At 72.1% G+C, this 25,098-nt stretch carries 21 protein-coding genes; 8 read left to right on the top strand and 13 right to left on the bottom strand.

Features of this window, described 5'->3' with window-relative positions; all coding sequences use genetic code 11:
- Positions 1–66: 66 nt before the first annotated feature.
- The 5 genes from CG723_RS29100 to CG723_RS29080 form a co-directional block, all read right to left on the bottom strand.
- Complete coding sequence (locus CG723_RS29100) at positions 67–483, bottom strand: hypothetical protein (RefSeq protein ID WP_100596460.1); 417 nt, start codon at positions 481–483, stop codon at positions 67–69.
- An 86-nt stretch (positions 484–569) separates the two neighbouring features.
- A complete protein-coding gene (locus CG723_RS29095) occupies positions 570–2,279 on the bottom strand; it encodes an IclR family transcriptional regulator domain-containing protein (RefSeq protein WP_234374573.1) in 1,710 nt (569 codons plus the stop codon).
- A 101-nt stretch (positions 2,280–2,380) separates the two neighbouring features.
- Positions 2,381–3,199, bottom strand: coding sequence for a ParB/RepB/Spo0J family partition protein (locus CG723_RS29090; protein WP_100596459.1), 819 nt, complete (start codon positions 3,197–3,199; stop codon positions 2,381–2,383).
- A complete protein-coding gene (locus CG723_RS29085; protein ID WP_107489211.1) occupies positions 3,199–4,047 on the bottom strand; it encodes a ParA family protein in 849 nt (282 codons plus the stop codon). Before CG723_RS29085 ends, CG723_RS29090 begins: the two co-directional genes overlap by 1 nt.
- Positions 4,048–4,182: 135 nt before the next feature.
- On the bottom strand, positions 4,183–5,208 hold the full coding sequence (locus CG723_RS29080) for an Lrp/AsnC family transcriptional regulator (protein ID WP_159032573.1): 1,026 nt from the start codon (positions 5,206–5,208) through the stop codon (positions 4,183–4,185).
- A gap of 196 nt (positions 5,209–5,404) precedes the next feature.
- On the opposite strand from CG723_RS29080, the gene CG723_RS29075 reads away from it, so the two are divergent.
- The 4 genes from CG723_RS29075 to CG723_RS29060 all read left to right on the top strand — a co-directional run bounded on the left by CG723_RS29075 (position 5,405) and on the right by CG723_RS29060 (position 10,854).
- On the top strand, positions 5,405–6,958 hold the full coding sequence (locus CG723_RS29075; RefSeq protein WP_159032572.1) for an amidase: 1,554 nt from the start codon (positions 5,405–5,407) through the stop codon (positions 6,956–6,958).
- 147 nt (positions 6,959–7,105) lie between these two features.
- On the top strand, positions 7,106–8,575 hold the full coding sequence (locus tag CG723_RS29070; RefSeq protein ID WP_100596456.1) for an MFS transporter: 1,470 nt from the start codon (positions 7,106–7,108) through the stop codon (positions 8,573–8,575).
- A gap of 67 nt (positions 8,576–8,642) precedes the next feature.
- Positions 8,643–9,923, top strand: a complete 1,281-nt coding sequence (locus CG723_RS29065; protein ID WP_100596455.1) for a metal-dependent hydrolase family protein — start codon at positions 8,643–8,645, stop codon at positions 9,921–9,923.
- 148 nt (positions 9,924–10,071) lie between these two features.
- A complete protein-coding gene (locus CG723_RS29060; protein ID WP_100596454.1) occupies positions 10,072–10,854 on the top strand; it encodes a mechanosensitive ion channel family protein in 783 nt (260 codons plus the stop codon).
- A gap of 6 nt (positions 10,855–10,860) precedes the next feature.
- On the opposite strand, the gene CG723_RS29055 is transcribed toward CG723_RS29060, so the two are convergent.
- The 3 genes from CG723_RS29055 to CG723_RS29045 form a co-directional block, all read right to left on the bottom strand.
- Positions 10,861–11,157 (bottom strand): DUF6401 family natural product biosynthesis protein, encoded by a 297-nt coding sequence (locus CG723_RS29055; protein WP_100596453.1) that lies wholly within the window; start codon positions 11,155–11,157, stop codon positions 10,861–10,863.
- Positions 11,158–11,244: 87 nt separating this feature from the next.
- A complete protein-coding gene (locus CG723_RS29050; RefSeq protein WP_100596452.1) occupies positions 11,245–12,042 on the bottom strand; it encodes a DUF4389 domain-containing protein in 798 nt (265 codons plus the stop codon).
- A gap of 199 nt (positions 12,043–12,241) precedes the next feature.
- The gene (locus CG723_RS29045) at positions 12,242–13,777 is read right to left on the bottom strand and encodes an AMP-binding protein (RefSeq protein ID WP_100596451.1); all 1,536 of its coding nucleotides are present in this window, start codon (positions 13,775–13,777) and stop codon (positions 12,242–12,244) included.
- A gap of 203 nt (positions 13,778–13,980) precedes the next feature.
- Here CG723_RS29045 and CG723_RS29040 point away from each other — a divergent pair, with 203 nt between their 5' ends.
- Positions 13,981–14,358 (top strand): nuclear transport factor 2 family protein, encoded by a 378-nt coding sequence (locus tag CG723_RS29040; protein WP_100596450.1) that lies wholly within the window; start codon positions 13,981–13,983, stop codon positions 14,356–14,358.
- A gap of 72 nt (positions 14,359–14,430) precedes the next feature.
- On the opposite strand, the gene CG723_RS29035 is transcribed toward CG723_RS29040, so the two are convergent.
- The 3 genes from CG723_RS29035 to CG723_RS29025 form a co-directional block, all read right to left on the bottom strand.
- Complete coding sequence (locus CG723_RS29035; protein WP_100596449.1) at positions 14,431–17,013, bottom strand: polysaccharide lyase family 8 super-sandwich domain-containing protein; 2,583 nt, start codon at positions 17,011–17,013, stop codon at positions 14,431–14,433.
- Between the two features lie 179 nt (positions 17,014–17,192).
- Positions 17,193–18,029, bottom strand: coding sequence for an MBL fold metallo-hydrolase (locus CG723_RS29030; RefSeq protein ID WP_234374572.1), 837 nt, complete (start codon positions 18,027–18,029; stop codon positions 17,193–17,195).
- A 160-nt stretch (positions 18,030–18,189) separates the two neighbouring features.
- Entirely contained in the window at positions 18,190–19,662 is a 1,473-nt protein-coding gene (locus CG723_RS29025) for an MFS transporter (protein ID WP_100596448.1), read from the bottom strand.
- Positions 19,663–19,814: 152 nt separating this feature from the next.
- On the opposite strand from CG723_RS29025, the gene CG723_RS29020 reads away from it, so the two are divergent.
- Positions 19,815–20,756 carry a LysR family transcriptional regulator gene (locus CG723_RS29020; protein WP_100596447.1) on the top strand — a complete coding sequence of 314 codons (942 nt, stop codon included), beginning with the start codon at positions 19,815–19,817 and terminating at the stop codon, positions 20,754–20,756.
- An 81-nt stretch (positions 20,757–20,837) separates the two neighbouring features.
- Here the strand turns inward: CG723_RS29020 and CG723_RS29015 are convergent, their stop codons facing one another.
- Both CG723_RS29015 and CG723_RS29010 read right to left on the bottom strand, forming a co-directional pair.
- Positions 20,838–21,797: an SCO2400 family protein gene (locus CG723_RS29015; protein ID WP_442802599.1), complete on the bottom strand. Its 960-nt coding sequence runs from the start codon at positions 21,795–21,797 to the stop codon at positions 20,838–20,840.
- Positions 21,798–22,055: 258 nt separating this feature from the next.
- Complete coding sequence (locus tag CG723_RS29010) at positions 22,056–22,400, bottom strand: hypothetical protein (protein WP_100596445.1); 345 nt, start codon at positions 22,398–22,400, stop codon at positions 22,056–22,058.
- Positions 22,401–22,617: 217 nt separating this feature from the next.
- Between CG723_RS29010 and CG723_RS29005 the strand changes: the two genes are divergently transcribed.
- Together CG723_RS29005 and CG723_RS29000 are read left to right on the top strand one after the other, a co-directional pair.
- Positions 22,618–24,447, top strand: coding sequence for a glycoside hydrolase family 15 protein (locus CG723_RS29005; protein ID WP_100596444.1), 1,830 nt, complete (start codon positions 22,618–22,620; stop codon positions 24,445–24,447).
- Between the two features lie 111 nt (positions 24,448–24,558).
- On the top strand, positions 24,559–24,954 hold the full coding sequence (locus tag CG723_RS29000; RefSeq protein ID WP_100596443.1) for a hypothetical protein: 396 nt from the start codon (positions 24,559–24,561) through the stop codon (positions 24,952–24,954).
- The last annotated feature ends 144 nt before the right edge of the window (positions 24,955–25,098 follow it).

The following is a 25,098-nucleotide window of genomic DNA, read 5'->3' as shown; positions in this document are numbered from 1 at the left end:
AGCGGGGCGGGGCAGATGGCGGCTTCTGCGGCGGAGGGCTCGACCGAACGGGTCTTTCCTGGTCGGTCAGTTCTCGTGGGTGTAGTAGCGGTAGAACATGGTCGCGAACACACCGGCGGCGACCGTCAGGGCCATGATGGTGGACCGCAGGACCGAGGCGTCGGTCAGGCTGTAGAGATAGCCGAACGCGATACCGGCCCACGCGGCCCAGGCGACGGCGCGCAGTTCGCGCGGCAGCCGGAACGAGGCCCGGTGGATCCCGAAGGTGACCACGGCGACGATGACGCCCGTGAGGACGCCGAACAGGACGTTGCCCGTGGTGATCGGGCTCGGGCTCAGGCTCGGGACGGCGTCGCGGCGGATGCCCGAGGCCCAGAAGCCGTAGACGATGCCGAGAAGGAGAGAGAGCGCCATAGGGAGCCTGGAGCCGGCCGCCATGGAGCGCAGGCCGGAGGTTCCTGAGACGGGTGCCGCGTGAGCCATGACGGCTCCTTTCTGCCTTTCCCCCCGCCTTCCATTGACCTCCGTCGCCTTCCGATCCGCAACATTGCGGATGGATCCATGCCGCTCTAAGCCGCGGGGATACGGGCGAACCGCCCGGCGACGTGCAGATCGGCCTCGATGCGCGAGGCCGTGGCGAGCAGCGCGGGCAGGACCTCGTCCGTGACCCGGGCCAGGTCGCGGCGGCTGCTGTGCGTGGCGACGTTCACCGCGGCGACGACCTGCCCGGCGAGGTCGCGCACCGGTACGGCGACGGAGCGCAGCCCTTCCTCCAGCTCCCCGTCCACGAGTGCGTGACCCTGTCGCTGTACGTCGTCCAGGAGCGCGCCGAGCCGGTCGGCGCCGGTGACGGTGCGCGGGGTGAGGGGAGTCAGGTCGGCGCGGGCGAGGAACGCGGCCCGCGCGTGCGGGGCCAGACCCGCGAGCAGGACCCGGCCCATGGACGTGGCGAAGGCGGGGAAGCGGGTCCCGACCGAGATGTTCACGCTCATCACCCGGCTCGTCGCGACGCGCGCCGTGTACCGGATGTCGTCGCCGTCGAGCACGGTCAGGGACACCGAGTCGTGCAGCTCGGCGGAGAGCGCCCGCATGTGGGGCGTGGCGATCTCGGCCAGCGTCAGGTGGGACAGGGGCGGGAAGCCGAGGGCGAGGACGCGGGGCGTGAGCCGGAAGCCCCGGCCGCGCGAGGCCACGTATCCGAGGTACTCCAGCGTGATCAGGGCGCGGCGCGCGGTGGCCCGCGCCAGGCCCGTCGCCGCGGCGATCTCGGTGAGGTTCAGCTCGGCCCGCCCGGCCCCGAAGACGGTCAGCACGGCGAGCCCGCGCGCCAGCGACTCGACGAAGTCCCGCCCGAGCCGCTGCTTGGCCTCGGCGGCCCAGGCGGCGTCCGGTCCCTTCGCCTGCGCTCCCGTCGGCGCGGGAGCGTCCGGTCCCGGACCCGGCGCAGGGCCCTCCGGCGCCGGTTCGCGCAGGGCCGCCTCCATCTCCGTGACAGCGGCCCGCAGCCGCCCCAGCATCGCCTCGCGCAGTGACGCGGCGGTGTGGCGGCTGGTGTGGCTGACGACGCTGACCACGCACGCGATGTCGCCCCCGGGACCCCGTACGGGCACGGCGAGCGCGACGAGGCCGGGCTCGATGAGCTGGTCGTCGAGGGCCCAGCCGGCGGCCCCGGCGCGCGCCACGCACTCCTCGAACGGCTCCTTCTCCGGCTCCTGGCGGGGCGGCACCGCGGGGAACCCGCGGTCCTCGGGATCCGCTGCCCGCCGGGCCCGCCACCGCGCCCACATGTCCACGTCCCACGCGCCCGCGAACAGTGGTCCCGGCGCGGTGCGTTCGGCGGGCAGCAGGTCGCCGATGCGGAAGCTCAGCGACATGGCGCGACGCCGCGTCGCCTGGTGGATGAAGCGGATCCCGTCCCCGTCCGGGACCGCGAGGGACACCGACTCGTCCAGCTCGTCCGCGAGCCGCTCGGCGCGCGGCCCGAGCAGCGCGGGCACCCGCAGAGCGCTCAGACAGGCGTTGCCCACGGCCATCAGCGGCGGCGCCAGCGTGGCGTCACGCCCGTCGAGGCGCAGGCACCCCATGTGCGCGAGGGTCGCGCAGATCCGGTCGACCGTGGACCGGGCGAGGCCGGTCGCCCGCGCGAGCTCGCTGAGGCTCAGCGTGCCGCCGGCGTCGGTGAGCCGCCGCAGCACGTCGATGCCGCGCATCAGCGGCGTGACGGCCTCCGCGGGCGCCGCGACGCCGGGGTCGAGGGTGGGAACCGGTCCAGTGGACATGTGCGATGACTGCTCTCCGTGACGCATTCTCCGGCAACGGTAGAGGAATCCCCCCGCAGGCCGGCTCCCCGCCCGAGCGTGAGCGCCCGTCGCGGGTGCGCTCAGCGGGCGAGGAGTTCCAGGATCCGGTCGAGCGCCGCGGGGGCGAGATGGCGGCGCAGGGACTCGACGACCTCTTCCGGGGTGCCCCGGCTGTCGATCTTGATTACGCCGTAATCACGCCGGGCCTTCGGCACGGACGGCGGGGGCGTGCCGGTGTCGCCGGGGAGCGCCTGCTCCTCCTGGGGGAGGCGGGCGATGCGGCGGGCGTCCTCGACCGAGACGCGTCCGTCGGCCAGCGCCTCCTGGAGGTCCTCGCGCAGCTTCATCAGGGACAGCCGCTGCGAGACGAAGCCCTGCGTCTTGCCGATGCGGGCGGCGACCTGGCGCTGCGAGTAGCCGTAGCTCCTGATGAGGCCCTGGATGGCCTGGGCCTGCTCCAGCTCGGTGAGGTCGTCGCGCTGGACGTTCTCGATCAGGGCGTCCTCGTCGGTGCGGGACGCGTCCTCGCGCACCAGCACGGGCACCTCGTCCAGGCCCGCCATCCGGGCCGCGGCGAGCCGCCGGTGGCCGTGCAGGACGACGTACGGGGCCCGGCCCACGGCCTCCTCATGGTGCGGGTGCGCCGCGACGAACACGGCACGGGGGACCACCCCGAGCGCCTGGAGCACCCCGCGCTCGCGCACCGTCTCGGCGAGCCCGTCCAGGTCGCGCAGCTCGTGGCGCGGGTTGTCGGGGTTCTCGGCGAGGTCGGCGAGCGCGACGGTGACGGGGTGCGCGGCGTCGCGGGCAACGGGCTGGGCGTCTCCCTGTGACGGCTCCGGGGCCGGGGCGGCGGCACCGGAGGACAGCAGGGAGGACAGATCGGTACGGCGCCCCATCAGACGTTCACCTTCTTGGCGTTCTTGTCGTTCTTGGTGTTCCCGGCGCTCTTGGCCTTGGTGCCCTTGGCCGCCGCGGGCTGCGCGCTCTTCTTCGTACTCGTACGGGCGCTGCTCGCGGAGCGCTTGGCGGGGGCCGGGATCGCGGCGAGGCCCACCTCCAGGGCGAGGCGGAAGAAGTCCTCGCGGGCCTGGAGCGCGACGCGGTTCGCGCCGTACTGGGTGACGACGAGGCCGTCCGCGGAGGCACGCGTGTGCAGCTTGTAGTGCCGTACGACCGTACGGGCCAGCGGCCAGTCCTGGGCCTCGACGAAGGCGCGCGTCTGCTCCAGGTCGGCCTTGCCGTCGCGCGGGTCCCAGTTGTTGATGACCACGCGGTAGGGCAGGCCGCGCGGCTTCACGACGCGCTCGATGGTGCGCTGCGTGGGCTGGAAGCCGAGCGGCTCGGGCTCGATCGGCACGATCACGTCGTGGGCGTTGGACAGGACGGCGCGCAGCGCGTCCGCGGCGGCGCCCTTGCCGAGCGGGTCCTCGCCGGCGGACTCGGCGAGGTCGAGCCAGCCCGGGGTGTCGACGAACACGTGCTGGGCGGAGGGGATGCGGGAGAGTGCGGCGAGCCCGGCCAGGTCGTCGTGGGCCTGCACGAAGTCGAAGGGGAGGCCGCCGCCGACGCGCTCCGACCACCACACGGCGGAGCCCTGCGGGTCGATGGAGACGGCGACGACGGGCGGCTGGCCGCCCTCGGTCCCCGCGCCGAGCACGTCCGCGGTCACGGCGGCGAGGTTGACGGCGAGCGTGGACTTACCCACGCCGCCCTTCTGATTGAGGATCACGTGCACGTGGGCCATGCTCACCACACTCCCTGAGAGACCGGCGTAACGAACGAATCTGATGAAACGCGCGAAACGGGTGATTCTGTACCTGGTCACTGTGGCAGTGCGGGCAGGGGTGCGGGGAGCGAACACGCCGTGGACGGCGGGTGGTTACGCCCAGACATCCACCTGCGCGTACCCCACGGCCCGCCCCTCGGCGTCCAGGAGCCGCCCCATCAGCTTCACGGCGCGCAGGGCGACGGCCCGGTCGGCGATGCGCAGGTGGGGGAGTTTTCCGGCGAGTTTGACCTCCAGGAGCTGCGCGTCGAGCAGGGACGCGACCCAGACGGTGGCGATCAGGTTCTGCGGCCCCGCGGTCCCCACGCAGAGCCGGATCTCCGGGAGCTTCGCCAGTTCCCGTGCCGTGGCATCGAGATGCTCGGGCGGTACGGATCCGAAGAACGTGACGGAGACGGGGGAGCCTGACAGGGAACGGGCCAGGTCGCAGCGCAGGACCAGGCGGCCCGAGTCGAGGAGCCGGCCGAGGCGCCGGCTCGCGGTGTTCACGCTGACGCCGAGGCGCGTGGCGAGTTCCCCGACGGGCAGGCGGCCGTCCTCGCCGAGCGCGGTGACCAGGGCGCGGTGGTCCGCCAGGTAGGGGGCGGCGCCGCCGGCGGAGCGGCGGGACGCGGCGAGGGCCTCCTGCTGGGTGCGGGTGAGGCTGCGCAGGCGCCAGATGCTGCCCTCGGTGTAGCTGCGGGTGATGAGGTGCGCGCGCGAGGATGTGACGCCGGGGACGGCGCCGAGCGCGTCGACGATGTACGCGGACAGGGCGCTGAAGTCGGGCGTCATGACGGTGACGAGCAGATCGCGGCCGCCCGCCGTGTGCTCGACGGTGACGACCTTCGGATCCTCGGACAGGACGGCCGCGACGGCCGCGTCCTGGCCGGGCGCGCAGTCGACCTCGACCAGCGCCCCGCCGCCGACGTCGTACGCGTACGCGGTGACCCAGGCGAGCCCCGCCGAGCGCAGGCGTTCCCAGCGCCGGGCGACGGTGGCCGCGTCCACGTCGAGGGCGGCGGCGAGCTTGGTCCAGGGGGCGCGCGGATCGATCTGCAGGGCGTTGACCAGGGCGAGGTCGAGCTCGTCGAGATGGTCCGGGGTGCGGGCGGGCGTGCGGGTGGGCGTTTCGGCCATGCGGGGTCGGCTCCTTCTCCACGGCGCGAGGCGGCCTGACGGCCGTGTGACACATACCTGCATTTGATCTACGCAAGTGCCACAGAAAAGCAATTCTGCCGGTCCGAATGGCGTCTGAATAGCATCGCCCCATCGATCGGAACCGGCCACGCCAAGACGTTGGAGGTGTCATCGCATGGAGCGTCGCATGTCTTGCATGGAACAATCGTTCGAAACATTGAGTGGTGCGGTGCACGCCCTGCGCACCGGCGCCGTCAGCAGCCGTGAGCTCGTGACCGCCGCGCTCGCCGACGCCGACGCGCTCGACCCGCTGCTCGGCGTCTTCGTCACCCGCTTCCCCGAGCAGGCGCTCGCCACCGCACGGGCGGCGGACGCGCTGCCCGCCGGCGAGCGCGGACCCCTGCACGGCGTGCCCGTGGCCGTGAAGGACAACTTCGCCGCCGTCGAGGGCCCGGTCACCGCGCAGAGCCCGGCCCACGACCCCGGCCTGTGGCGCGGACTCGACGCCCCGGCGGTGACACGCCTGCGCTCGGCCGGGGCGGTGGTCATCGGCAAGACGACCATGGCCGAGTACGCGATGGGCCGCCCCGACCCGGCGCACTCCTTCCCCGTACCGCGCAACCCGTGGGACGTGGAGCGCTGGACCGGCGGCTCCAGCACCGGCAACGGCGCCGGGATCGCCGCCGGGATCTTCCTCGGCGCGCTCGGCACGGACACCTCCGGCAGCGTGCGGCTGCCCGCCGCCCTGTGCGGCACGACGGGCCTCAAGCCCACCCACGGCCTCGTCCCCCTCGACCGCTGCCTCCCGCTCAGCCCGTCGCAGGACGTGGCGGGCCCGATGGCGGTCTCCGCCGCCGACTGCGGGCTCCTGTTGTCGGCGCTCACGGGAGGGTCGTACGCACCCAGAGGGGTTGGTGAGGCCGGTGTACGAGGGCTGCGCATAGGCGTCCCGTACGGGCTCGTCGACGCGCCCGGCATCACCGGTGCCTGCCGTTCCGCGTTCGCCGAAGCGCTGCGTGTACTCACTGAACTCGGCGCGGAAACAAGGGAGTTCGAGCTCCCTGAGTTCTCGTCACTGCTCGCCGTCAACGCGACCGTCATGCTCGGCGAGGCTTTCGTCGCCCACGGGGCGCGGCTCGCCGCGCGCTGGGAGCTGCACGGGCGGGCCTTCCGCCGCCTCGCCGCGGCCGGTGCCGCGCTCGGGCCGGGGCTCGTCGACGGGGCCCGCCTCACCGGAGCGGCGCTCACCGCCGGGCTCCTGGAGCGGATGGACGGCCCCGGCGGCGTGGACGTCATCGCGACGCCGACCTGGCCGGCCGGCGCCCGCCCCTACGCCCAGGAGGCGGCGCCCGGCGACGAGCTGAACCTCACCGCGCCCTGGAACGCGACCGGATTCCCCGCGCTCGCGCTGCCCATGGGCGCGGACGGGGCGGGCCTGCCCCTGTCGCTCCAGCTCGTGGCCCGCCCGCACGCCGAGCGCACGCTGCTCGGGGCGGGCGCCGCCTACCAGCGGGCGACCGCCTGGCATCTGCGCCGGGCGACCCCCGACCCGGCCGCCTGCCCCCGCCCGCTGCCGGAACCGCCCTCCACCGAGGCGGCGCGAGAGACGGCAGACGACCTGGTGACGGCCGCGCTCAACGCCGCCGGCCTCACCCCGGACCCCGCAGACCTGACCGCGGTACGGGCCACGGCCCACGCCCTGCTCAAGTCCGCCCACGAACTGGCACAGGCCCACCCCGAGCCCGCCTGACCCACCCGCTCGACCCACCCGGTGGCCGCCCACTCCCCGCCACCACACCCGCACCGCTCATCCGCTCAACAGCAAGGCAGCCCCCCACGCCCCGCCCGAACGCCCCGTCCCCGCCGCCCGCGTGCGGCCGTTCACCCTGGAGAACCCATGTCGCGTGTCAAGGCCGCTCACGGCCCCGCAGCGCCCGGCCCCGGCGGCGCCCGCGTCGCCGCGGTCGTCGGTTTCCTGGTCTTCGTCGAGCTCATCAGCGGCATCCTCCAGGGCATGATGCCGACCCTGTTGCCGGGGCTCGGCGCCGATCTGGAGATCACCGCCGGTGACCTGAACTGGGTCAGCAGCGCACAACTCCTCGCGGCCGCCATCTCCGTGCCGATCTTCGGCCGGCTCGGCGACCTCTACGGCCACCGCCGTCTCCTGCGCATCGCCGCACTGTGCCTGGCCGCCGGCTCCGTACTCGTCGCCTGGGCGCCGTCGTTCGAGCTGCTGCTGCTCGGCCGTGTCCTGCAGGGGCCCCTCGCCGCACTGCTCCCGCTGGAGATGGGCCTGGTCCGCGACCGGCTCAGCCCGGAGGGCGCGCGCAGTGCGATCGGCCTCCTCGTCGGCGCGCTCACCTTCGGCGCGAGCGCGGGAACGGTCCTGGCCGGGCTGCTCAGCGAGGTCGTCACCAGCGTGCACGGCATCCTGTGGATCCCCGCCGCCGCGACCGCGCTCTGCGTCGGCATCGTCTTCTTCCTCGTCCCCGAGTCCAGGACCCGGGCCGGCGGCACCGTCGACTGGGCGGGCGCCGGGCTGCTGAGCGTGGGGCTCGCCGCCCTGCTGCTCGCCATCTCGCAGGGCCCGCGCTGGGGCTGGACGGGCGGCGGTACGCTCGGCCTGTTCGCCGTCGCCGCGCTCGTCCTCGTCGTCTGGGTCCTCGTCGAACTGCGCGTGGCGCACCCCGTCGTGGACATCCGCCTGACCGTGAAGCGCACCCTGCTGCCGGTCTACGGGGCGAGCTTCCTGCTCGGCGGCGCGCTGTTCGGCTCGCAGACCGCCGCGTCCCTGTTCCTGTCGAGCCCGCCGGAGAGGCTCGGCTACGGCTTCGGCTACGGGACCCTCGGCATCGGCTGGATGATGGCCCCCTGGGGCCTGATGGCCTTCGCGGGCTCGGCGACCGTGCCCCGGCTCGCCCGCGCGATCGGGGCGCGCGCCGTCCTCGCCCTGAGCGGCGCGTTCATGGCAGCCGGCTATACGGCGCTGGCCTTCGCGCACGCCGAGCCGTGGCAGTTCGTCGTCGCGAACCTCGTCCTCGGCTTCGGCATGGGGCTCGCCCTGAGCGCCATGCCCGCCCTGGTCCTCGACGCCAGCCCCGCCGACCGCACCGGCATCGCGACCGGCGTCTACAACACCTCCAAGACCCTCGGCGGCAGCGTCTCCGGCGCCGTGTTCGCCGCGATCCTCACGGCGATCACCTTCAAGGGCACCGAGATCCCGACCGAGTCCGCCTACACGACCGTGTGGTGGTGCTGCGCGGGCGTCTCGCTGCTCGTCGCCGCCGCGGCCGCCCTGGTCGTACGGGCCCGCCAGGCCCCCGCCGAAACGGACGCCGCACCGCAGCAGCCGGCCCCGGTCGCCTGACGGCCGCCCGCCCGCGTACCGACCGCACCACCCGTCTCCACCCGCATCACGGAAGGACCCGCCCGCCATGACCACCGGACCGACCCCCGAAGCCACCGCCGCTCCCACCTCCGCCGTCCCCCTCCTGTTCCACAACGGACTGCTCATCGACGGCAGAGGCGGCGAGCCGGTGCGGGACGGTGCCGTCCTCGTCGAGGACGGTCTGGTCCGGTGGGCGGGGCCCGGTGCCGAGCGGCCCGAACTCCCCGCCGGTACAAGGGAGATAGACGTCCGGGGCGACGCGATCCTGCCCGGCTTCATCGACTGCCACGTCCACATGGCGGCGCCGGGCGGAGCGCTCGACCACGCCGAACTCAGCGCGATGCCCAGGTCCCTGCGCACCTTCCTGTCGGCGCCCCGGATGCGGCAGACGCTGTTCGCCGGGGTCACCACGGTGCGCGACCTGGGCGGCGCGGACGCCGGCCACAAGAAGGCCGTCGACGACGGGCTCCTCGTCGGCCCGCGCCTGCAGGTCGCGATCGCCATGCTCAGCCCCACCGGCGGCCACGGCGACTTCCGTGCCGGGACGGACGACGGTGTCACCGACCCCACGATGAGCCGCCTCGCGGACGGCGTCGACGACTGCCGGCGCGCGGTGCGCGACCTGCTGCGCAAGGGCGCCGACTGCATCAAGGTCGCCGCGACCGGCGGCGTGTGGAGCCCCACCGACCAGCCCGACGACGACGGGTTCCTCGAGGACGAGATCCGCACGATCACCGAGATCGCGGCGGGCCACCGCGGCAAGCGGGTCGCCGCGCACGCGCAGGGCCGCGGCGGCATCCTCAACGCCGTGCGCGGCGGCGTCGCCAGTGTCGAGCACGGCTACGAGATCGACGACGAGGCCATCGACCTGATGCTGGAGCGCGGCACGTTCCTCGTGCCGACGCTGACCACGGCGAACACCGACCCCGACCCGCTGAAGGCCGCGAGCTGGGCGTACGCGAAGAAGAAGCACTGGCAGACCGTCGCGCGCCGGCACATCCCGCACGCGATCGAGCGCGGTGTGCGCGTCGCCATGGGCACGGACTGCGGCATCGCGGCGCACGGCACGAACCTGCGTGAGCTCGCCCATCTCGTCGAGTCCGGCATGACCCCGATGGGTGCGATCCTCGCGGGGACGTCCGAGGCGGCGGAACTGCTCGGCCTCGCCCACGAGATCGGCACGCTGGAGCCCGGCAAGCGCGCCGACCTCGTCATCGCGCGCGGCAACCCGCTCACCGACATCGCCTCGCTCGGCAAGCCCGAGAACGTCCTGCTCGTGGCGAAGGACGGCGTCCCCTACAAGGACACGGACGGCCTCGCAGCCTGACCCTCACCTGTCACACGAATGGACGCGGCCCACGGGCCGCGTCCATTCGCTCGCTGATATCCACGAAGGAGCACATCACCGAATCTGTGGGGGGCCTGACCGCCCGGCGCGGCAGCGCGTCCGGGCCCCATCGAGTGGAGGACCACTCATGCCCCAGCTCGCCGACAGACCCACGCTCGCCGTGGACTTCACCTCGGGCCTCAGCGACGCCTGGTCGAAAGTCGCCCAGTTCGTGCCGAAGCTCGTGGGCTTCCTGGTCGTTCTGGCCATCGGCTGGTTCATCTCGAAGATGATCGCCAAGGTGCTCGACCGGGTCCTGCGCCGGGTCGGCTCGGAGAAACTGGCCGAGCGTGCCGGCGCGGCCCGCATGCTCGAGGGCTCGAAGTACGACATGACGGCGATCGTCGTCAAGGTCGTGTACTACGCCCTGCTGCTGATCACCCTGCAGATCGCCTTGGGTGTCTTCGGCCCGAACCCGGTCAGCAACATGATCAACGGCATCGTGGCCTGGCTGCCGCGCGCCATCGTCGCCATCGTCCTGGTCGTCATCGCCATGGCCATCGCCAACGTCGTGCGCGACATCGTCACCAACGCGCTGTCGTCGGTCTCGTACGGGAAGACGATCGGCACGATCGTCTGGGCGTGCATCGTCGCACTCGGCGTGATCGCGGCGCTCGGCCAGGCGGGCATCGCCACGGCGATCACCCAGCCGATCCTGATCGCGGCGCTCGCCGCCGTCGTCGGCATCATCGTCGTGGGTGTGGGCGGCGGTCTCATCGGCCCGATGCGGCAGCGCTGGGAACGCATGCTGAACACCGCCGAGCAGGAGACGGCCAAGGCCCGCGGCGGCATCTCCGCCTACCAGGCGGGCCGTGCGGACGCGCTGACGAACCAGCCCGTCCAGGAGCGCGAGCGCACCGACGACATGTGATCGGTCCTACGCGAGATCGTGCCGTCTCACCAGCCAGCTGATGGCGGTGAGGCGGCACACCGCGTAGTCGTGGCCCACGGGCTCGCGCCAGCCGTTCTCCGCGAGGGCGTCGAGGAAGCCGAGTGCGTAGTCCGAGAGGACCTCCCGGTCGGGGGCCTGCGGCAGCAGCGCGCCCCCGCCCGCCTCCAGCTTGTCCCGCAGTTCCGCGACATGCTGGTCGACGGCGGCCGTGAAGCCGGGCTCGAACGCGAACTCCGCGAAGCGCGGGGTGTACGAGGTGCTGATGCGGGCCAGGGGAGACATGCGCTCCACCGTAAACGGGGCATAGCGTCCCGGAACAGGTCTTTTGGCATGCCCTTGGTCACAGGCCCCGGGCGCGCCCGGGGGTGATCAGAAGCCGGGCAGCGAAGCCTGTACGGCGGCGGAGCCGTCCGCGCCGTAGCGGGAGCTGTTGACCGCGCCGCCGGCGAGACCGAGCACGAGGAACGCCCCGACCAGCATCTTCGCTCCCGCCCCCAGGAACAGGGGCCGCGTCGCGGACGGGCCCGCGATGGTGCCGACGACGGCGTCCGGTGCCGACTGGTCGCCGAAGAGCCGCTTCGGGTAGGCGGGGGTCAGCAGCAGCAGGTACGCGTTGAGCCGCATCCGGTAGCGCAGGACCGCGGCCGTCGCCTCGAACAGCGGCAGGGGCATCCGGCCGAGGAGCAGCACGACGAGCCACGACAGCACGGAGACGGCCCACCAGCCTGCGGTGGCGATCGCCCCGACGAGCGCCGCGGGGATCACCAGGAGCAGCCGGAGGAGCACGGCCAGCCGGTTGAGGTGCACGGACCGGAGTACGCGCACCCGCACCGGGTAGCCCATCGGCTCGCCGAACTCGAAGGGCGGATAGCGGCCGGTGAGGAGCATCGCGGAGGCGTTCACGCGGGTGTCGTAGCCGAGGAACCCCGCGAGATACCGCTCGACCGGATCGGGCAGCCGCCCGATGAGCAGCGCCGCGAACCAGCCGGCGACCACCGCGAAGAACGCCACCACCGACAGCAGGGCGAGCACGACGAGATGCGGCAGGAGCAGCAGGAGCCGCACCAGCACGAAGAGCCGGTTCTGCCGCCCCGGATGCGGGATGTCCAACTCGGGCAGGGCCTCGGCCCCCGGAACCAGCGGGACCGTGCCGTAGTGGGGTTCCATGCCGGTAACTCTGCCGAGGGGAACGGGTACGGGCACCCCGGGTCGTCCGCCCGGGTGGACGGCGGTGGCCGACACGCGCCTCCCGGCGCCTTGCGATCGCACGCACCAGCCACCGCCGGGCCGTCTCTGCTGCGGAAGGCAGCCGTTGGCGATGGGCCCGGCACCGCCCTGCCCGCCGAGTGCACCCCGGGCGGGCGGCTCAGTTCACCCCCCGGTCCCGGCCCTCCCAATACGGCGCCCGCAGCTTGTACTTCTGGAGTTTGCCGGTTGCTGTGCGGGCCAGTTCTTCGCGGAATTCCACCGATGTGGGGGCCTTGAAGCCGGCCAGGCGCGCCTTGCAGTGGCGGATCAGTTCGTCCTCTGTGACCGTCGCGTCGGGGGACAGGACGACCAGGGCCTTGATCGTCTCGCCCCACTTCTCGTGCGGGACGCCGATGACGGCGACCTCCGCGACGCCGGAGTGGCTGAAGAGGGCGTCCTCCACCTCGATCGACGAGACGTTCTCGCCGCCCGTGATGATCACGTCCTTCTTGCGGTCGCTGATCGTCAGGTAGCCGTCCTCGCCGACCGCACCGCCGTCGCCCGTGTGGAACCAGCCGCCCGCGAGGGCCTTCGCGCTCTCCTCGGGCTGCTCCCAGTAGCCCTCCAGGATCACGTTCGAGCGGGCGAGCACCTCGCCCTCCTCGTCGGTGCGCAGCGTCACGCCGAGCGCGGGCGCCCCGGCCCGTACGAGCTTCTCGGCGCGCTCGGAGGCGTCCAGCTCGTCCCACTCGGCGCGCCCGCGATTGACCGTGAGCAGCGGCGACGTCTCCGTGAGGCCGTAGATCTGGATGAACTCCCAGCCGAGTTCGGACTCGACGCGGGCCACCGTGCGCGTGGGCGGCGGCGCCCCGGCGACGATGATGCGGACCCGGTCGCGCCCCGGGATCGCGCCCTTCCAGGAGCGCGCGGCGTCGAGGACGGCGTTGACGACGGCGGGCGCGGCGCACATCACGGTCACGCCGTGCTCGGCGACGCGGCGCAGGATCTCGGCGCCGTCGACCTTGCGCAGCGCGATCTGGCGCACGCCGAGCGCGGACATGGCGAACGGCATGCCCCAGCCGTTGGCGTGGAACATCGGCAGCGTGTGCAGATAGACATCCCGGTCGGTGACGCCCGCGTGCAGGGCGAAGGTGACAGCGTTGACCCAGATGTTGCGGTGGGTGATCTGGACGCCCTTGGGCCGGGCGGTCGTGCCGCTCGTGTAGTTGATCGTGGCGGTGGCGTTCTCGTCGGGCGTCCAGTCGCCGGGGTCCGCGTCGAAGCGGTAGAGCTCGGAGTCGGCGGCCGCTCCGATGGTGAAGCGGTGCTTGGCGGGGACTTGGGCCAGGCGGTCGGTCAGTTCGGGGTCCACGAGGAGGACGTCCGCGCCCGAGTGCGAGACCACGTAGCTCACCTCCTCCGCGGTGAGGCGGAAGTTGACCGGCACGAGGACGCGGCCGTAGCCGCTCACCCCGAAGAACGACGTCAGCAGCCGCGCGCTGTTCGGCGACACGACCGCGACGCGAGCGCCGAGCGGCACCCCGAGCGCGTCGAGCCCTGCTGCCTGGGCCCGTGCCAGCTCGGCGACCCGACGGTAGGTGAGGTCCTCCCAGGGTTCGGCCGGCTGGACCGGCTCGTCGACCACACCGATCCGGTCTCCGTAGACGGTGGCGGCACGTTCCAGAAAATCAAGGGCCCCGAACGGGACGAACATCCTGGCCTCCCGAGCACTGACGATGAACAACACATCTGGTTCTGTCCGACCACAGCATGGGTGAACCGGGCCGCTCCCGGCATTACCTCCGGCGTAATCGACCCCGGTCCGCCCGCCCGGCAGGCTGAAGGCATCCGGAACCCGGGCGGCGCACTCCTCCCGGGCTCCGGACCCTCATCCGACCTGGCTGGAGGCCGATTCGTATGTCCGTCATCTCCGTTCACGAAGCCGCAGTCACCCGCTACTTCGAGGCATGGAACGCCGAGGGCGCCGACGCCCGCGCCGAGGCCGTCGCCGCCGCGTGGAGCGAGGACGGCAGCTACACCGACCCCCTGGCCGACGTGGCGGGGCACGAGGGCATCGCCGCCGTGATCGCCGCGGCCCGCGAACAGTTCCCCGGGTTCGCGTTCCGGCGGACCGGCACGGTCGACGGGCACCACGACGTCGCCCGGTTCACCTGGGAGCTGGTGTCCACCGCGGACGGCTCCGCGCCCGTCGCGGGGTCCGACGTGATCTCGCTGGCCAAGGACGGCCGGATCCGTACGGTGCAGGGGTTCCTGGACCGGGTCCCGGCAGCGTGACAACCCCCTCCAGGGCCTCTCGTTCGGATCACGCCGGGCTCGCGGGGCCCGGCCTGATCCACACGAAAGCCCCTAGCGCAGCGTCACCGTGAAGCTCCGCCCGTACGCGTGGCGGGTGTCCACGTCCAGGCGGGTGCCGCCGGGGACGCGGGTCACCCGCACCTGCGGGTCCGCGGTGACTCTGCTCAGGGGGCGTCCGTGGAGCAGGACGCTCACGGTGTCGCGCTGTGTCGTCGGGTCCGCGACCGCGACGGCGGTCGGGTCGCCGTGGCGCCGCCCGCGCCGGACGAGCACCGACGCCGGGCCCTCGACGCGCAGGCCCGCGGTCTCGTGCCGGCCGGGCGTGAAGGTGTTGGCGGCGGTCAGACCGAGGCCATTGTGGGTGACGGCCTGGAGGCGCGGTGTGTTCGCGTGGACGGTCAGGGGCCCGTCGTGGCGGGTGTACGAGCGCAGGGCGGCCGCCGCCGCGTCGGGCACCAACGCGTAGGCCAGGCAAGCGGGTTCGTCCCCCGCCGCATGGTCGACCGTCACGCCGAGGACCTCGCGGGTCACCGCCGTGTCCGGGTTCGAGGTGCGGACCACGCGGCGGCTGCGGGTGACCTCGTCGAGGGAGACCCGCACGCGCGGGGTGTCGAGGAAGACATAGCCGAGCGACGTGCCGCGGGTCGTGTTGGCGTAGCGCAGCCAGTGCAGGTCGCCGGTGCCCGGGCCGGACCACGGGCGGCCGTCACGCAGCGCTCCGGTGACCGTGGTCAGGTCGTCAGGGGCGGCCGTGCGGGAGTCGACGGTCGTCGTCACGGCCCGCCCGGCCGCGTCGCCGACACCGGCCGCGAGGACCACGATCTCGTCGTCGAAGAGGAACCACGACTTCGTGGACGTCGCGTTGCGGTAGACCACGAAGTCGTCGGGCAGGATGCCCTTCTGCTTGTCCCGGTAGGGGACGTCGTCCGACTGCACCATGGCGGCCGCGCCGTACGCGCCGAGCACGGCGCCGCCCGAGTGCGGGCCGGTGCCGCACGGGAAGTAGACGTATCGGTTCTGCGACTCGGACGACGACGTGAAGTTCAGTGGGTGGCCCGGGTTGTCGTAGTACGGCTTCCCGTAGAGCTCGGGGACCGTGCGGCGCTCCTCGACCGGCGCGGTGACGCCGGACAGGGCGTACGGCGAGACCGTCGTGAAGTAGTCGACGCCGTACGCCTGCGTCTGGTCCTGGCCGGACAGGTACAGGTAGTACGCGCCGTCGCCCTGGAACCACGGCATGAGGTTCTCGCCGCTCATGTACTCGTACTTGCTGATGCGGGACGAGCTGCGCGCGAGGGCGAAGGCGTAGCCCGGCCTGCGGTGCACGGTCCGGTCCATGGAGTTGAACGCGACCGTGCGCGCCGCCGGGTTGAGGTCCTCGGCCGGGACGGACGCGTCGCCGGTGATGTCCGCGAAACGCGTGATGCTCACCGGGGAGACGAACGACGACGGGTCGAGGGCGGCGCGCGAGGTGGCCCGGATGTGTTTGACGTAGCTCTTCAGCGCCGTGGCGTCGGCGCCTGCGGTGTCCTCGGCGAGTGACGCCAGATCCACGACCGCCTCGACGACGATCGCGACGTCGGTGTAGCCGGTGTCCGGCCGGGACACCGCCCGGCCCTTGACGATCTCCATCATCCAGCCCTCGAAGATGAGCGGCGCGAATCCGTTGCGCACCCAGCCCACGACGGTCGGCACCAGCTCCCCGCCGTGCGCGAAGCCCGTGCCGTCGAGGATCTTGAGGGTCTGCACGACCCGCGTGAGCAGGCCCTTCCCGTACGACCCGGTGTAGGCGACGGAGGCGTGCTGGATGAACGAGCCGTCGGCGTAATACCCGTCCGTGACACCGTGGTCGAGGGCGTACGGGTCGATCGTCGCGAAGACCGTGAGCTGGTCGGTGAGGGCCTTGCGGATACGGGCCTCGCCGTCGGGTGCGCCGCCGCCGTCCGCGATGAGGAGGGCGCCCTGGAGGAGGCGGTTCGTGGTGATGTCGGCGAGGTTGGCGCCCGTGTGGAAGCGCGAGTCGAGGTTCACGTCGCCGTCGGTGCCGTTGCGCAGGTACGCGTCCATGGAGGCGACGTAGGTGCGCAGGAGGTCCGGGCGGTGGGCCTTCACCTCGTCGGCGAGGAGGACGAGGGTCTTGCTGATGAACTGGGAGAGGCCGATCTCCCAGTAGAACCAGTTGCCGTAGTAGCCCTTGGACTGGTCGCCGTAGTAGCGCTCGTGCAGCCACGCGAGACCGTCGATGACGCGGCGCTGCACCGTCGCGTTGCCGTACAGGTCGGGAGCCGCGCCCGGCGCGCGCGTCGCGAGGGCGATCTCGTACAGCTGCTTGTACGCCGTGTTGAGTCTGCCCTCGTCGGTGCCGAGCACGAGCCCGGCGAAGAGTTCACCGGGGCCCGCCGCGTCCATCGAGTTCAGGTTCGCGCGGGCGGCCTTGTCGATCGCGGCGCGCTTCGCGGCGGTCTCCGGCCGGGCGTTGGACTCGGCGCTCCCGGCGAAGACCTCCACGGTGTTGGCCAGGAGCCGCGCGCTGTCCGCGGCCGCGTCGGCGGCGCTCGCCCAACCGGTGGGGACCACCGTCATAAGACCGGCGGCTGACAGGGCGGACAGCAGGCGTCTGCGGGTGATCTCCATGGCTTCCTCCGCCGGTGAGTTGGAGTGCTGGCGCGCGGAGTCAAGCAGATGGGCCCGAGGGCGACAAGAGGTTCACGGGCCCGGAGGGAAAGCGCGTACTGCCCCGTCCCGTACGGGTTCTGACTCGTAACGGGTCCTGTCCTGCACGGGTCCTGTCCTCTGCGGGTCCGGGCGCGGCGTCACACGGGAAGCCAGTCGGCGCCCTCCCCCGCCCCGTCCGGGACGACCTGGCCGAAGACGACGTCCGCGAAGTGGATGCCGAAGCCGAGGGTGCCCGGCTGCTGCAGTTCGCTGATCAGCCGGCGCCGGTGGCGCTCCGACTGGGCCGGGTCGCCCTCCGACACCGTGAACCACTCGGGGTGGCGCACCTGGAGCGGCGAGTGCAGCGCGTCCCCGAACGCGAGCAGGCGGCGGCCCCGCGAGGTGATGGTGAAGCCGGTGTGGCCCGCGGTGTGGCCGGGCAGCGCCAGCGCCCGCACGCCCGGGAAGATCTCCTCACCAGGGACGACAAGCCGCAGCCGCCGCTCCAGCGTGGCCGGCGTCCCGGTGGTCGGCCCCGTCGCCTGATGCCGGTTCTCCCACTCGCTCTTCGGCACCGCGAACGTGGCAGCGGTGAAGACCGGCGGATCCGTGCACGCCCAGCCGATGTGGTCCCGGTGCAGATGGGTGAAGGCCACGACCTCTATCTCGTCGGGCCGCACACCGAGCCGCGCCAGATTGTCGAGCAGCGAACCGCCGTGCACCGCGCCGATGTAAGGGTGCTCGGGGTCCTCCGGCACGGAGTGCGGACCGAACCCCGCGTCGATGAGCAGCGCCCGCCCGTCGAACTGGACAAGCAGCCCACCGGTGTTGGCGACGAGACGGGCGGTGTCATTGAGATAGGCGCCACCGCCCCCCGCCCGAGGTGGCCCAGGCGGCTTGAACAGCATGGCGCCATCAGGCACATAACTGACCTTCAGCTCACCCACCTGCAGAGAACACACGGCCGAAGGCCGCCGCAGTCGCCGGTCGTTCACGGTAGGTCTCCTAGGTGATGCAGCGCCCCTGAAAGGGACGCGGGGCTGTATCGATGTGCGGCTCCGCCGCGTGGGCGCGAGAAGCCGCAGCGCGCACGCTGAGAATCAGGCAATCGGCACACACGCTCCCCGCGACCACATTCCCGCCCCCGCGAAACGGCTAGGCGCGCCTGCGCAGCACAGCCGCCGCGAGGCCCCCGCCCACCAGGGCGATGACACCCGCGGTGACCATTCCGGCGTGCAACCCCCCGAGCGTGGCGCCCGCATCAGAACCGGCCCCGCCCGAGAGGACATGCGTGCGGGCAGCAGCAATCGCGCTGAGCCCGGCCACGCCGATCGCGGCGACGTACTGCGGGAGCTGCGACAGGCCACCGACAACGCCCTGGTCCTCCTCGCTGACGCCCGTGGTCATGACGGTGATGAAGGAGACGACGCTGAAGACGTGGCCGAGGCCCATGACCGAGGACGTGATGATGAGCGGCGCGATGCTGCCGCTCTGCGGCAGGCTGAACATGGCGACGGTGCCGGCGCCCTGGATCAGCAGACCGGCCGTGAGGACCCGCCCGCCGCCGAACCGGCCGAGCAGCTTCGAGACGTACATGCCGCCGAGCATCGCGGCCGCGCCCTCACCGAGGTAGCTCAGACCGGCCTGGAGCGGGGTGAAGCCGAGGACGTCCTGCATGTAGAGACTGAGCAGCACGGTCGTGCCGGCGCACATGCCGAACGTGACGACACCGAACAGGCCGGACCACTTGATGGTGGGGCGGCCCAGGACGCCGAGCGGGATCAGCGGCTCGGGGTGGCGCCGCTCGACCACGAGGAACGCGCCGAGCAGGACGAGGCCGCCGACGACGGAGCCGAGCGAGTCGGCACGGACCCAGCCCTTGTCGCCGCCGTTGGAGATGCCGAAGACGAGACCGAACAGGCCGAGCGTGGCGAGGACCGCGCCGGGGATGTCCATGCGCTTGGCGGCGGCGGACTCCCGCATCACGGGCAGCGCGAGCGCGCCGGCCAGGGCGACGGCGCCCATGACGCACAGCACGACCATCGTCCAGCGCCAGCTGAAGTCGCTGGTGATGACGCCGCCGCCGAGCGCGCCGAGCACGAAGCCGAGCGACATGACGGCGCCGTTGAGGCCCAGGGCGCGGGCGCGCTGCGGGCCCTCGGGGAAGTAGCCCGTCATCAGTGCGATGGCGGCGGGGGCGATCATCGCGGCGGCGGTGCCCTGGCCGGCGCGGGTGGCGATCAGGACGCCGGGGCTGTTGGCGAGGGCCGCGCCCAGCGAGAACAGGGTGAACAGGGCGACGCCGAACGTGAAGAGCTTCTTGCGGCCCACCAGGTCGGCGACGCGGGCGAACAGAGGCAGCAGGCTCGCGGAGGGCAGCAGGCTCGCGGTGGCGACCCACTGGAGCGTGCCGGGCGAGGAGAAGCCGAGGCTGCCGCCGATGTCGGGCAGCGCCACGGTGACGATGGAGAAGTCCAGGCCGCACATGAACGTCGCGCAGCACAGCGTGATCAGGACCAGCAACCCCCGCGTGCTGAACGAGCTGTCGGCGGGGCCGACATCGGCGACCGGCGGTGGCGGGGCGAGGACGTCGGTCTCGGTCGGCGGAGGGGACTCGGTGACAGCCATCAGGGGGGTCCTTTCGTAAGCGATCGGGCCTGACCAGCATCGAATCGGGGCACCTGCGCAACAAGAACGATCTGTGCAACGATCGATTCGCCGGGCTCATAGTTCGAGGTGAGCGGGTTGGCGAGGGGCACGAGGCCGGGGACGGGGAGGACATGGAACGCCAGGAGATCGAGATCTTTCTGACGCTGGCGGAGGAACTGCACTTCGGCCGGACCGCCGAACGTGTGGGTGTCTCGCAGAGCCGTGTCAGCCAGACCATCGCCCGGGTCGAGCGCCGCATCGGCGCGAAGCTGTTCGAGCGCAGCAGCCGGCGCGTGACGATGACGGCCATCGGGGAGCAGCTGAGGGACGGCATCGGCCCGGCCCAGCGCCGTATCGAGGAGGAGATCGCCAAGGCCACAGCGGCCGGCCGGGGGATCACCGGCACGCTGCGGATCGGCTTCTCGGGGGCGTTCACCGGCCATCTGCTGCACAGCGTCGCAGCGGTGTTCGCGCGCCGTCATCCGGGCGTGGACGTGCAGATACGCCAGGTGCAGATATCCGACCCGTACGGGCCGCTGCGGGCCGGGGACATCGACCTCCAGGTCACCGAACTCCCGGTGGCGGAGGCCGACTTGACGACAGGGCCGGTGCTGCTGTCGCAGCCGCGGATGCTGCTCATGCCGTCCACGCATCCGTTCGCGCGGCGCGAGACGCTGAGCGTGGAGGATCTGGCGGAGTCGACGCTGCTGACGGTGACGAGGCCGGTGCCGGCCCACTGGCTGGACCATCACTTCCCGCGGCAGACGCCGTCGGGGCGGCCCATTCCGCACGGCCAGGCGATCACGCACTGGGAGGACGCGCTGTCGCTGGTCCTCGCGGGCAAGGGGGTGACGCCGGTCGCTGCGGCGGGCGTGCGGTACTACGCACGCCCCGGCCTGGTGTTCCGGCCGTTCAGTGATGCCCCCCGCATCGAGTACGCGTTCATCTGGCCCACCGACCACGAGACGGGCCGGCTGCGGGCGTTCGTGGGTGCCGCGCTGGAGCATGTGCGCTCGCTGGGCGGGCCCACCAGGGCGCTGGAGACCCTGTGGGAGTCCGAGAGCGGCGCCTGAGGAGTCGTTTACGTCGGTTCGTGCGAAGGCCCGGCCCGGGGGTCAGAACCCCGGGCCGGGCCTCGGTCGTTGCGGCGATGCTCAGCTGATGCAGAGAAGGCCGAGCACGCAGATGGGCTCGGGTGACGCCGTGGAGGGGGCGGGCGCGGGCGTCGTCGCCTGGTCCCCGCCGGACGACCCCGAACCCGTACCCGAGCCGGAACCCGTACCCGAGCCGGAACCCGTACCCGAGCCGGAACCCGTACTCGTACCGCTGCCGGACTGGTGGGCCGGTGCGGGCGAGGAGGTCTGCGGGGCAGGAGCGGCGGTGTGCGCGGCGGCGGCCGGCGCGGAGGTGGTGTGCGGCGCGGCGCTCCGGGCCGGGGCGGCGTGGCGCGGGGCTCCGGTCGGCGCGGCGGTCGCGGCCGGCGTAGGCGCGTTGGCCGGGCGGGCGTGGCGCGGGCCGGTGGCCTTGTGCGCGCGGTCGCCGCCGCTCCGCGAGGCGCGGTCGTCCGGCGTGTCCGTCGAGGAGTCCGTGTTGGCCAGGGCCGGTGAGGTGGTCACCGGGTCCGGGGCCGCGGAGGCGTGGGTGCGGTCGGGAGAGGCGTCGTTCGGCAGCGCGGCGATCGTGAGCCCGCCACCGACGATGGCGACGGCGGTCGCGGCGACGGCGCGGCGCTTGTTCTTCTTCCACTGCGCCAGCTTCCGCCGCCGGGCGGCGCGGCCACCCCGCGAAGCGGCCAAGGGCGCGGAGACATCGACCGCAGCGGCGGCGGCCTCACCGCCCGTGTCGTCCAGGTCGAAGGCCTTGGCGGCGGAGAAGGCGTCGAAGTCGTCGAACGAGTCGGCGGCACCGGCAGAGCCGCCCCTGTGGCCAAGGTCGTCGGCGGGCGATACCCCGAAGAACGACGAGGAGGCCGGGGAAGCCGACTGCGACGAGACCGACGAACGCGACGAGAACGACGTCGTCGCGGGCGGGGCTATGTCGGGGGCGTACGCGCCGCAACCCGGGCACACCAGCGCTCCGTTGAGGGTCCGACGGCATGAGGAGCAGTAGTCCATCTTCGATCTTTCTGTGGCTGACTGCGCCGCCGGGACGCCGGGCATTTGGTCACGTTCGTACGCGAGATCGAGCGGCCTGCAACGCTATCGACGCTTTCCGAAGGCAATGCGGGCACGATGTGATGCTCTTGCGAAGATGTGTGACGCCTGTGATTCCTGTGACGGAAGAGTCCCGGACCGCACCAGCGTCCCGGACCGCATTGACCGCATCAGCGCCCCGGACCCGTCACGCACATACGCCTGGCGTCGGGCGCGGGATCAGGCGATCCGCCGCCCCATCCTCGCCGACCGCCGGTTGTGTCCCTTCGTGTCCCACCACTCCTCCAGATGGGCACGGACGAGGTGTACGAGCTGCCGCAGCCGGTCGGGCGGGGGCGACGCGGGCGAAGTGAGCACATCCGCCCAGGACTTGTCCCCCCAGGGCAGAGCGACCACCCAGTGCTCATCCGGGTGCCCCGGGCAGCCCACAGTCAGCCAGTACGTCAATGTCGCGCTGCGGTCCGCATGATGCTCGACCGACATCTCGATGACGTCGAACCGGCACCCGTCAGCGGTGACGTACGAGCGACGCAGCGACTGCGCGGCCGGAGACCGTTCCACCACAGCGACCCCCCTCCTTCGTTCCTCGACCCTGTGCCCGATCCTCTTGCATCCAGCTTGTATTCGGCAGCGGGAAAGGGAGGCGTGCGCGGCCCCCGTCGCATGAGCCCATGGCACCCGAACAGCTCAACCGGCGTGGCCGGTCCGGCGCACGGCGCGGAAGGTCGAAGCAGGTCGGCTGAGCATCCGCCGGTCAGTGACCGGACCGGAAGGGATCACCATGCGGCGCTACCCGCCCATCGCGGACCACGGAATGGTCGGAGACCTCCAGACCGCGGCCCTCGTCTCCTCCGACGGCGTGGTCGACTGGTTCTGTGCGCCCCGATTCGACTCGCCCAGCCTCTTCGCGTCCCTCCTCGACCACGACCGCGGCGGTCACTTCGCGATCACCGTGGAGGGTCCGGACGTGACCACGCGCCAGCTGTACCTGGCCGACACCGCCGTCCTCATCACCCGCTTCCTCACCCCGCACGGAGTCGGCGAAGTCGTCGACTTCATGCCGCTGGACCGCCCGGAGACCGCCACCGACCGTCACCGGCTCATCAGGGTGATGCGGGTGACGCGTGGCCGGATCCGCTTCGCGCTGACCTGCAGCCCCCGCTTCGACTACGCCCGTGCGGTCCACCGGCTCACCCTGGACGAGGGCGCTGCGCACTTCGCGGGCCCCGGCACCGACGCCCACCTCCAGACCCTGGGACCGGTGGAGCTGGAGCGGGACGGTGAGGCCGTCCGGGCCGTCGTCGAGCTGGAGCAGGAGCAAATGGCGGCCGCCGTGCTGACGGTGTACGCGACGGGCGGCGAGGCGCCCCCGCCCCCGACCCGCGAGCGCCTGAAAGAGGAGTTCGACGCGACCTGCGCGTTCTGGTACCGGTGGATCAGCCGCAGCCGCTACCGGGGCCGCTGGCAGCAGACGGTCCACAGGTCGGCGATCACGCTCAAGCTGCTCACCTACGCTCCCACCGGTGCTCCGGTCGCCGCCGCGACGGCGGGCCTGCCCGAGCAGCTCGGCGGTGAACGGAACTGGGACTACCGCTACACCTGGGTCCGCGACGCCTCCCTCTCCCTGCACGCCCTCTTCGGACTGGGCTTCACCGAGGAGGCGCACGCCTTCCGGCGCTGGCTCGCCGGCCGGCTGCTCGAGGGCCCGGACCGCACGGTCACCGGTGAGCCGCTCCAGATCATGTACCGCATCGACGGCGACCCGCACCTGGCCGAGGAGACCCTGGACCACCTGGAGGGCTATCGCGGCTCAGCCCCCGTCCGCATCGGCAACGGCGCCGCCTGCCAACTCCAGCTGGATATCTACGGCGAAGCGGTCTATGCCCTCACCCACACCGATGACCTCGCCCACGTCATGGGGTACGACGGCTGGCTCGGAGTCTCCGACGTACTCGACTGGCTGGCGCAGAACTGGGACCGCCCGGACGAGGGCATCTGGGAGACGCGCGGCGGCCGAAAGGACTTCACCTACAGCCGGCTGATGTGCTGGACGGCCTTCGACCGGGGCATCCGGGTCGCGCAGGAGCTGGCCCGGCCCGCCGACCTGACCGCGTGGACCGCCGCCCGCGACACCATCCTCCGGCAGATCATGGACCGCGGCTGGAGCGAGAAGCGGCGGGCGTTCGTCCAGCATTACGGCAGCGACGTCCTCGACGCCTCGCTCCTGCTGATGCCGGGGGTCCGCTTCGTCACACCACGGGATCCGCGCTGGCTCTCCACACTCGACGCCATGGACACCGAGCTGGTCTCCGACAGCCTGGTCTACCGCTACGACCCCGCCGCTTCCCCCGACGGCCTGCGCGGCAGCGAAGGCACCTTCTCGCTGTGCAGCTTCTTCTACGTCGACGCCCTCGCCCGCGCCGGCCGCCTCGGCCAGGCCAGGTACGCCTTCGACAAGATGCTCACCTACGCCAACCACGTCGGCCTCTTCTCCGAGGAGATCGGCCCCACCGGTGAGCAACTGGGCAACTTCCCCCAGGCGTTCACCCACCTCGCCCTGATCACCGCTGCGCTGGCCCTGGACGAAGAACTCGACCGGGCCGGGCGATGACGCGCGGCTGGACCGGGCACGGAGCGTGCATGGCAGGTGCAGTTGCGACGCCCATAGGGGCGGCTACAGTGAAATAGAACTTATGTGAGTAACTAGTCCAAGGGGATAGTTATGCTCGCAATGAAGAGGAAAAGGGTCATTCTGAGCTCGGTCTTCATCGCCGCATCCATTGGCCTCGCGCCCGTCGGCTGGACGCAGGCTTCCGCGGCCACACCGAGCGAGACCCACGTCAGTACAAGTGCAAGCGTCAAGGTTCCCAAGTCGGACCGGGACTACCGGCGCGGCTTCAAGGACGGCTTCAAATCCGGGCTCCGTCAGGGGCAGAACAACTGCAGGCACGGGAACGGGCACAACAGCAACAGGCAGGACAACGGGAAGAACGGGCATGTGGACGGCAAACGAGCCTCTGCCGTCCACCACAAGAACGCCCAGCAGGACTACCGGCGCGGCTTCAAGGACGGCTTCAAATCCGGGGTCCACCAGGGGCAGAGGTCTTGCCGCCACTGAATCTTCCGTAGTGCCTCAAAAGAGGCCCAGGTCGATGACCTGGGCCTCTTTTGTGGAGCGGGTGACGAGAATCGAACTCGCACTCTCAGCTCGGGAAGCTGGGGTGATCGCTGTGGTGCGGGGCCTAGGTGCCAGGGTGGTTGT

Source organism: Streptomyces sp. CB01635 (assembly GCF_002803065.1).
In the GTDB taxonomy this organism is placed as follows: Bacteria; Actinomycetota; Actinomycetes; order Streptomycetales; family Streptomycetaceae; genus Streptomyces.
Note: the sequence above shows the minus strand (reverse complement) of the source record. Positions and strands in the feature narration are given on the sequence as shown.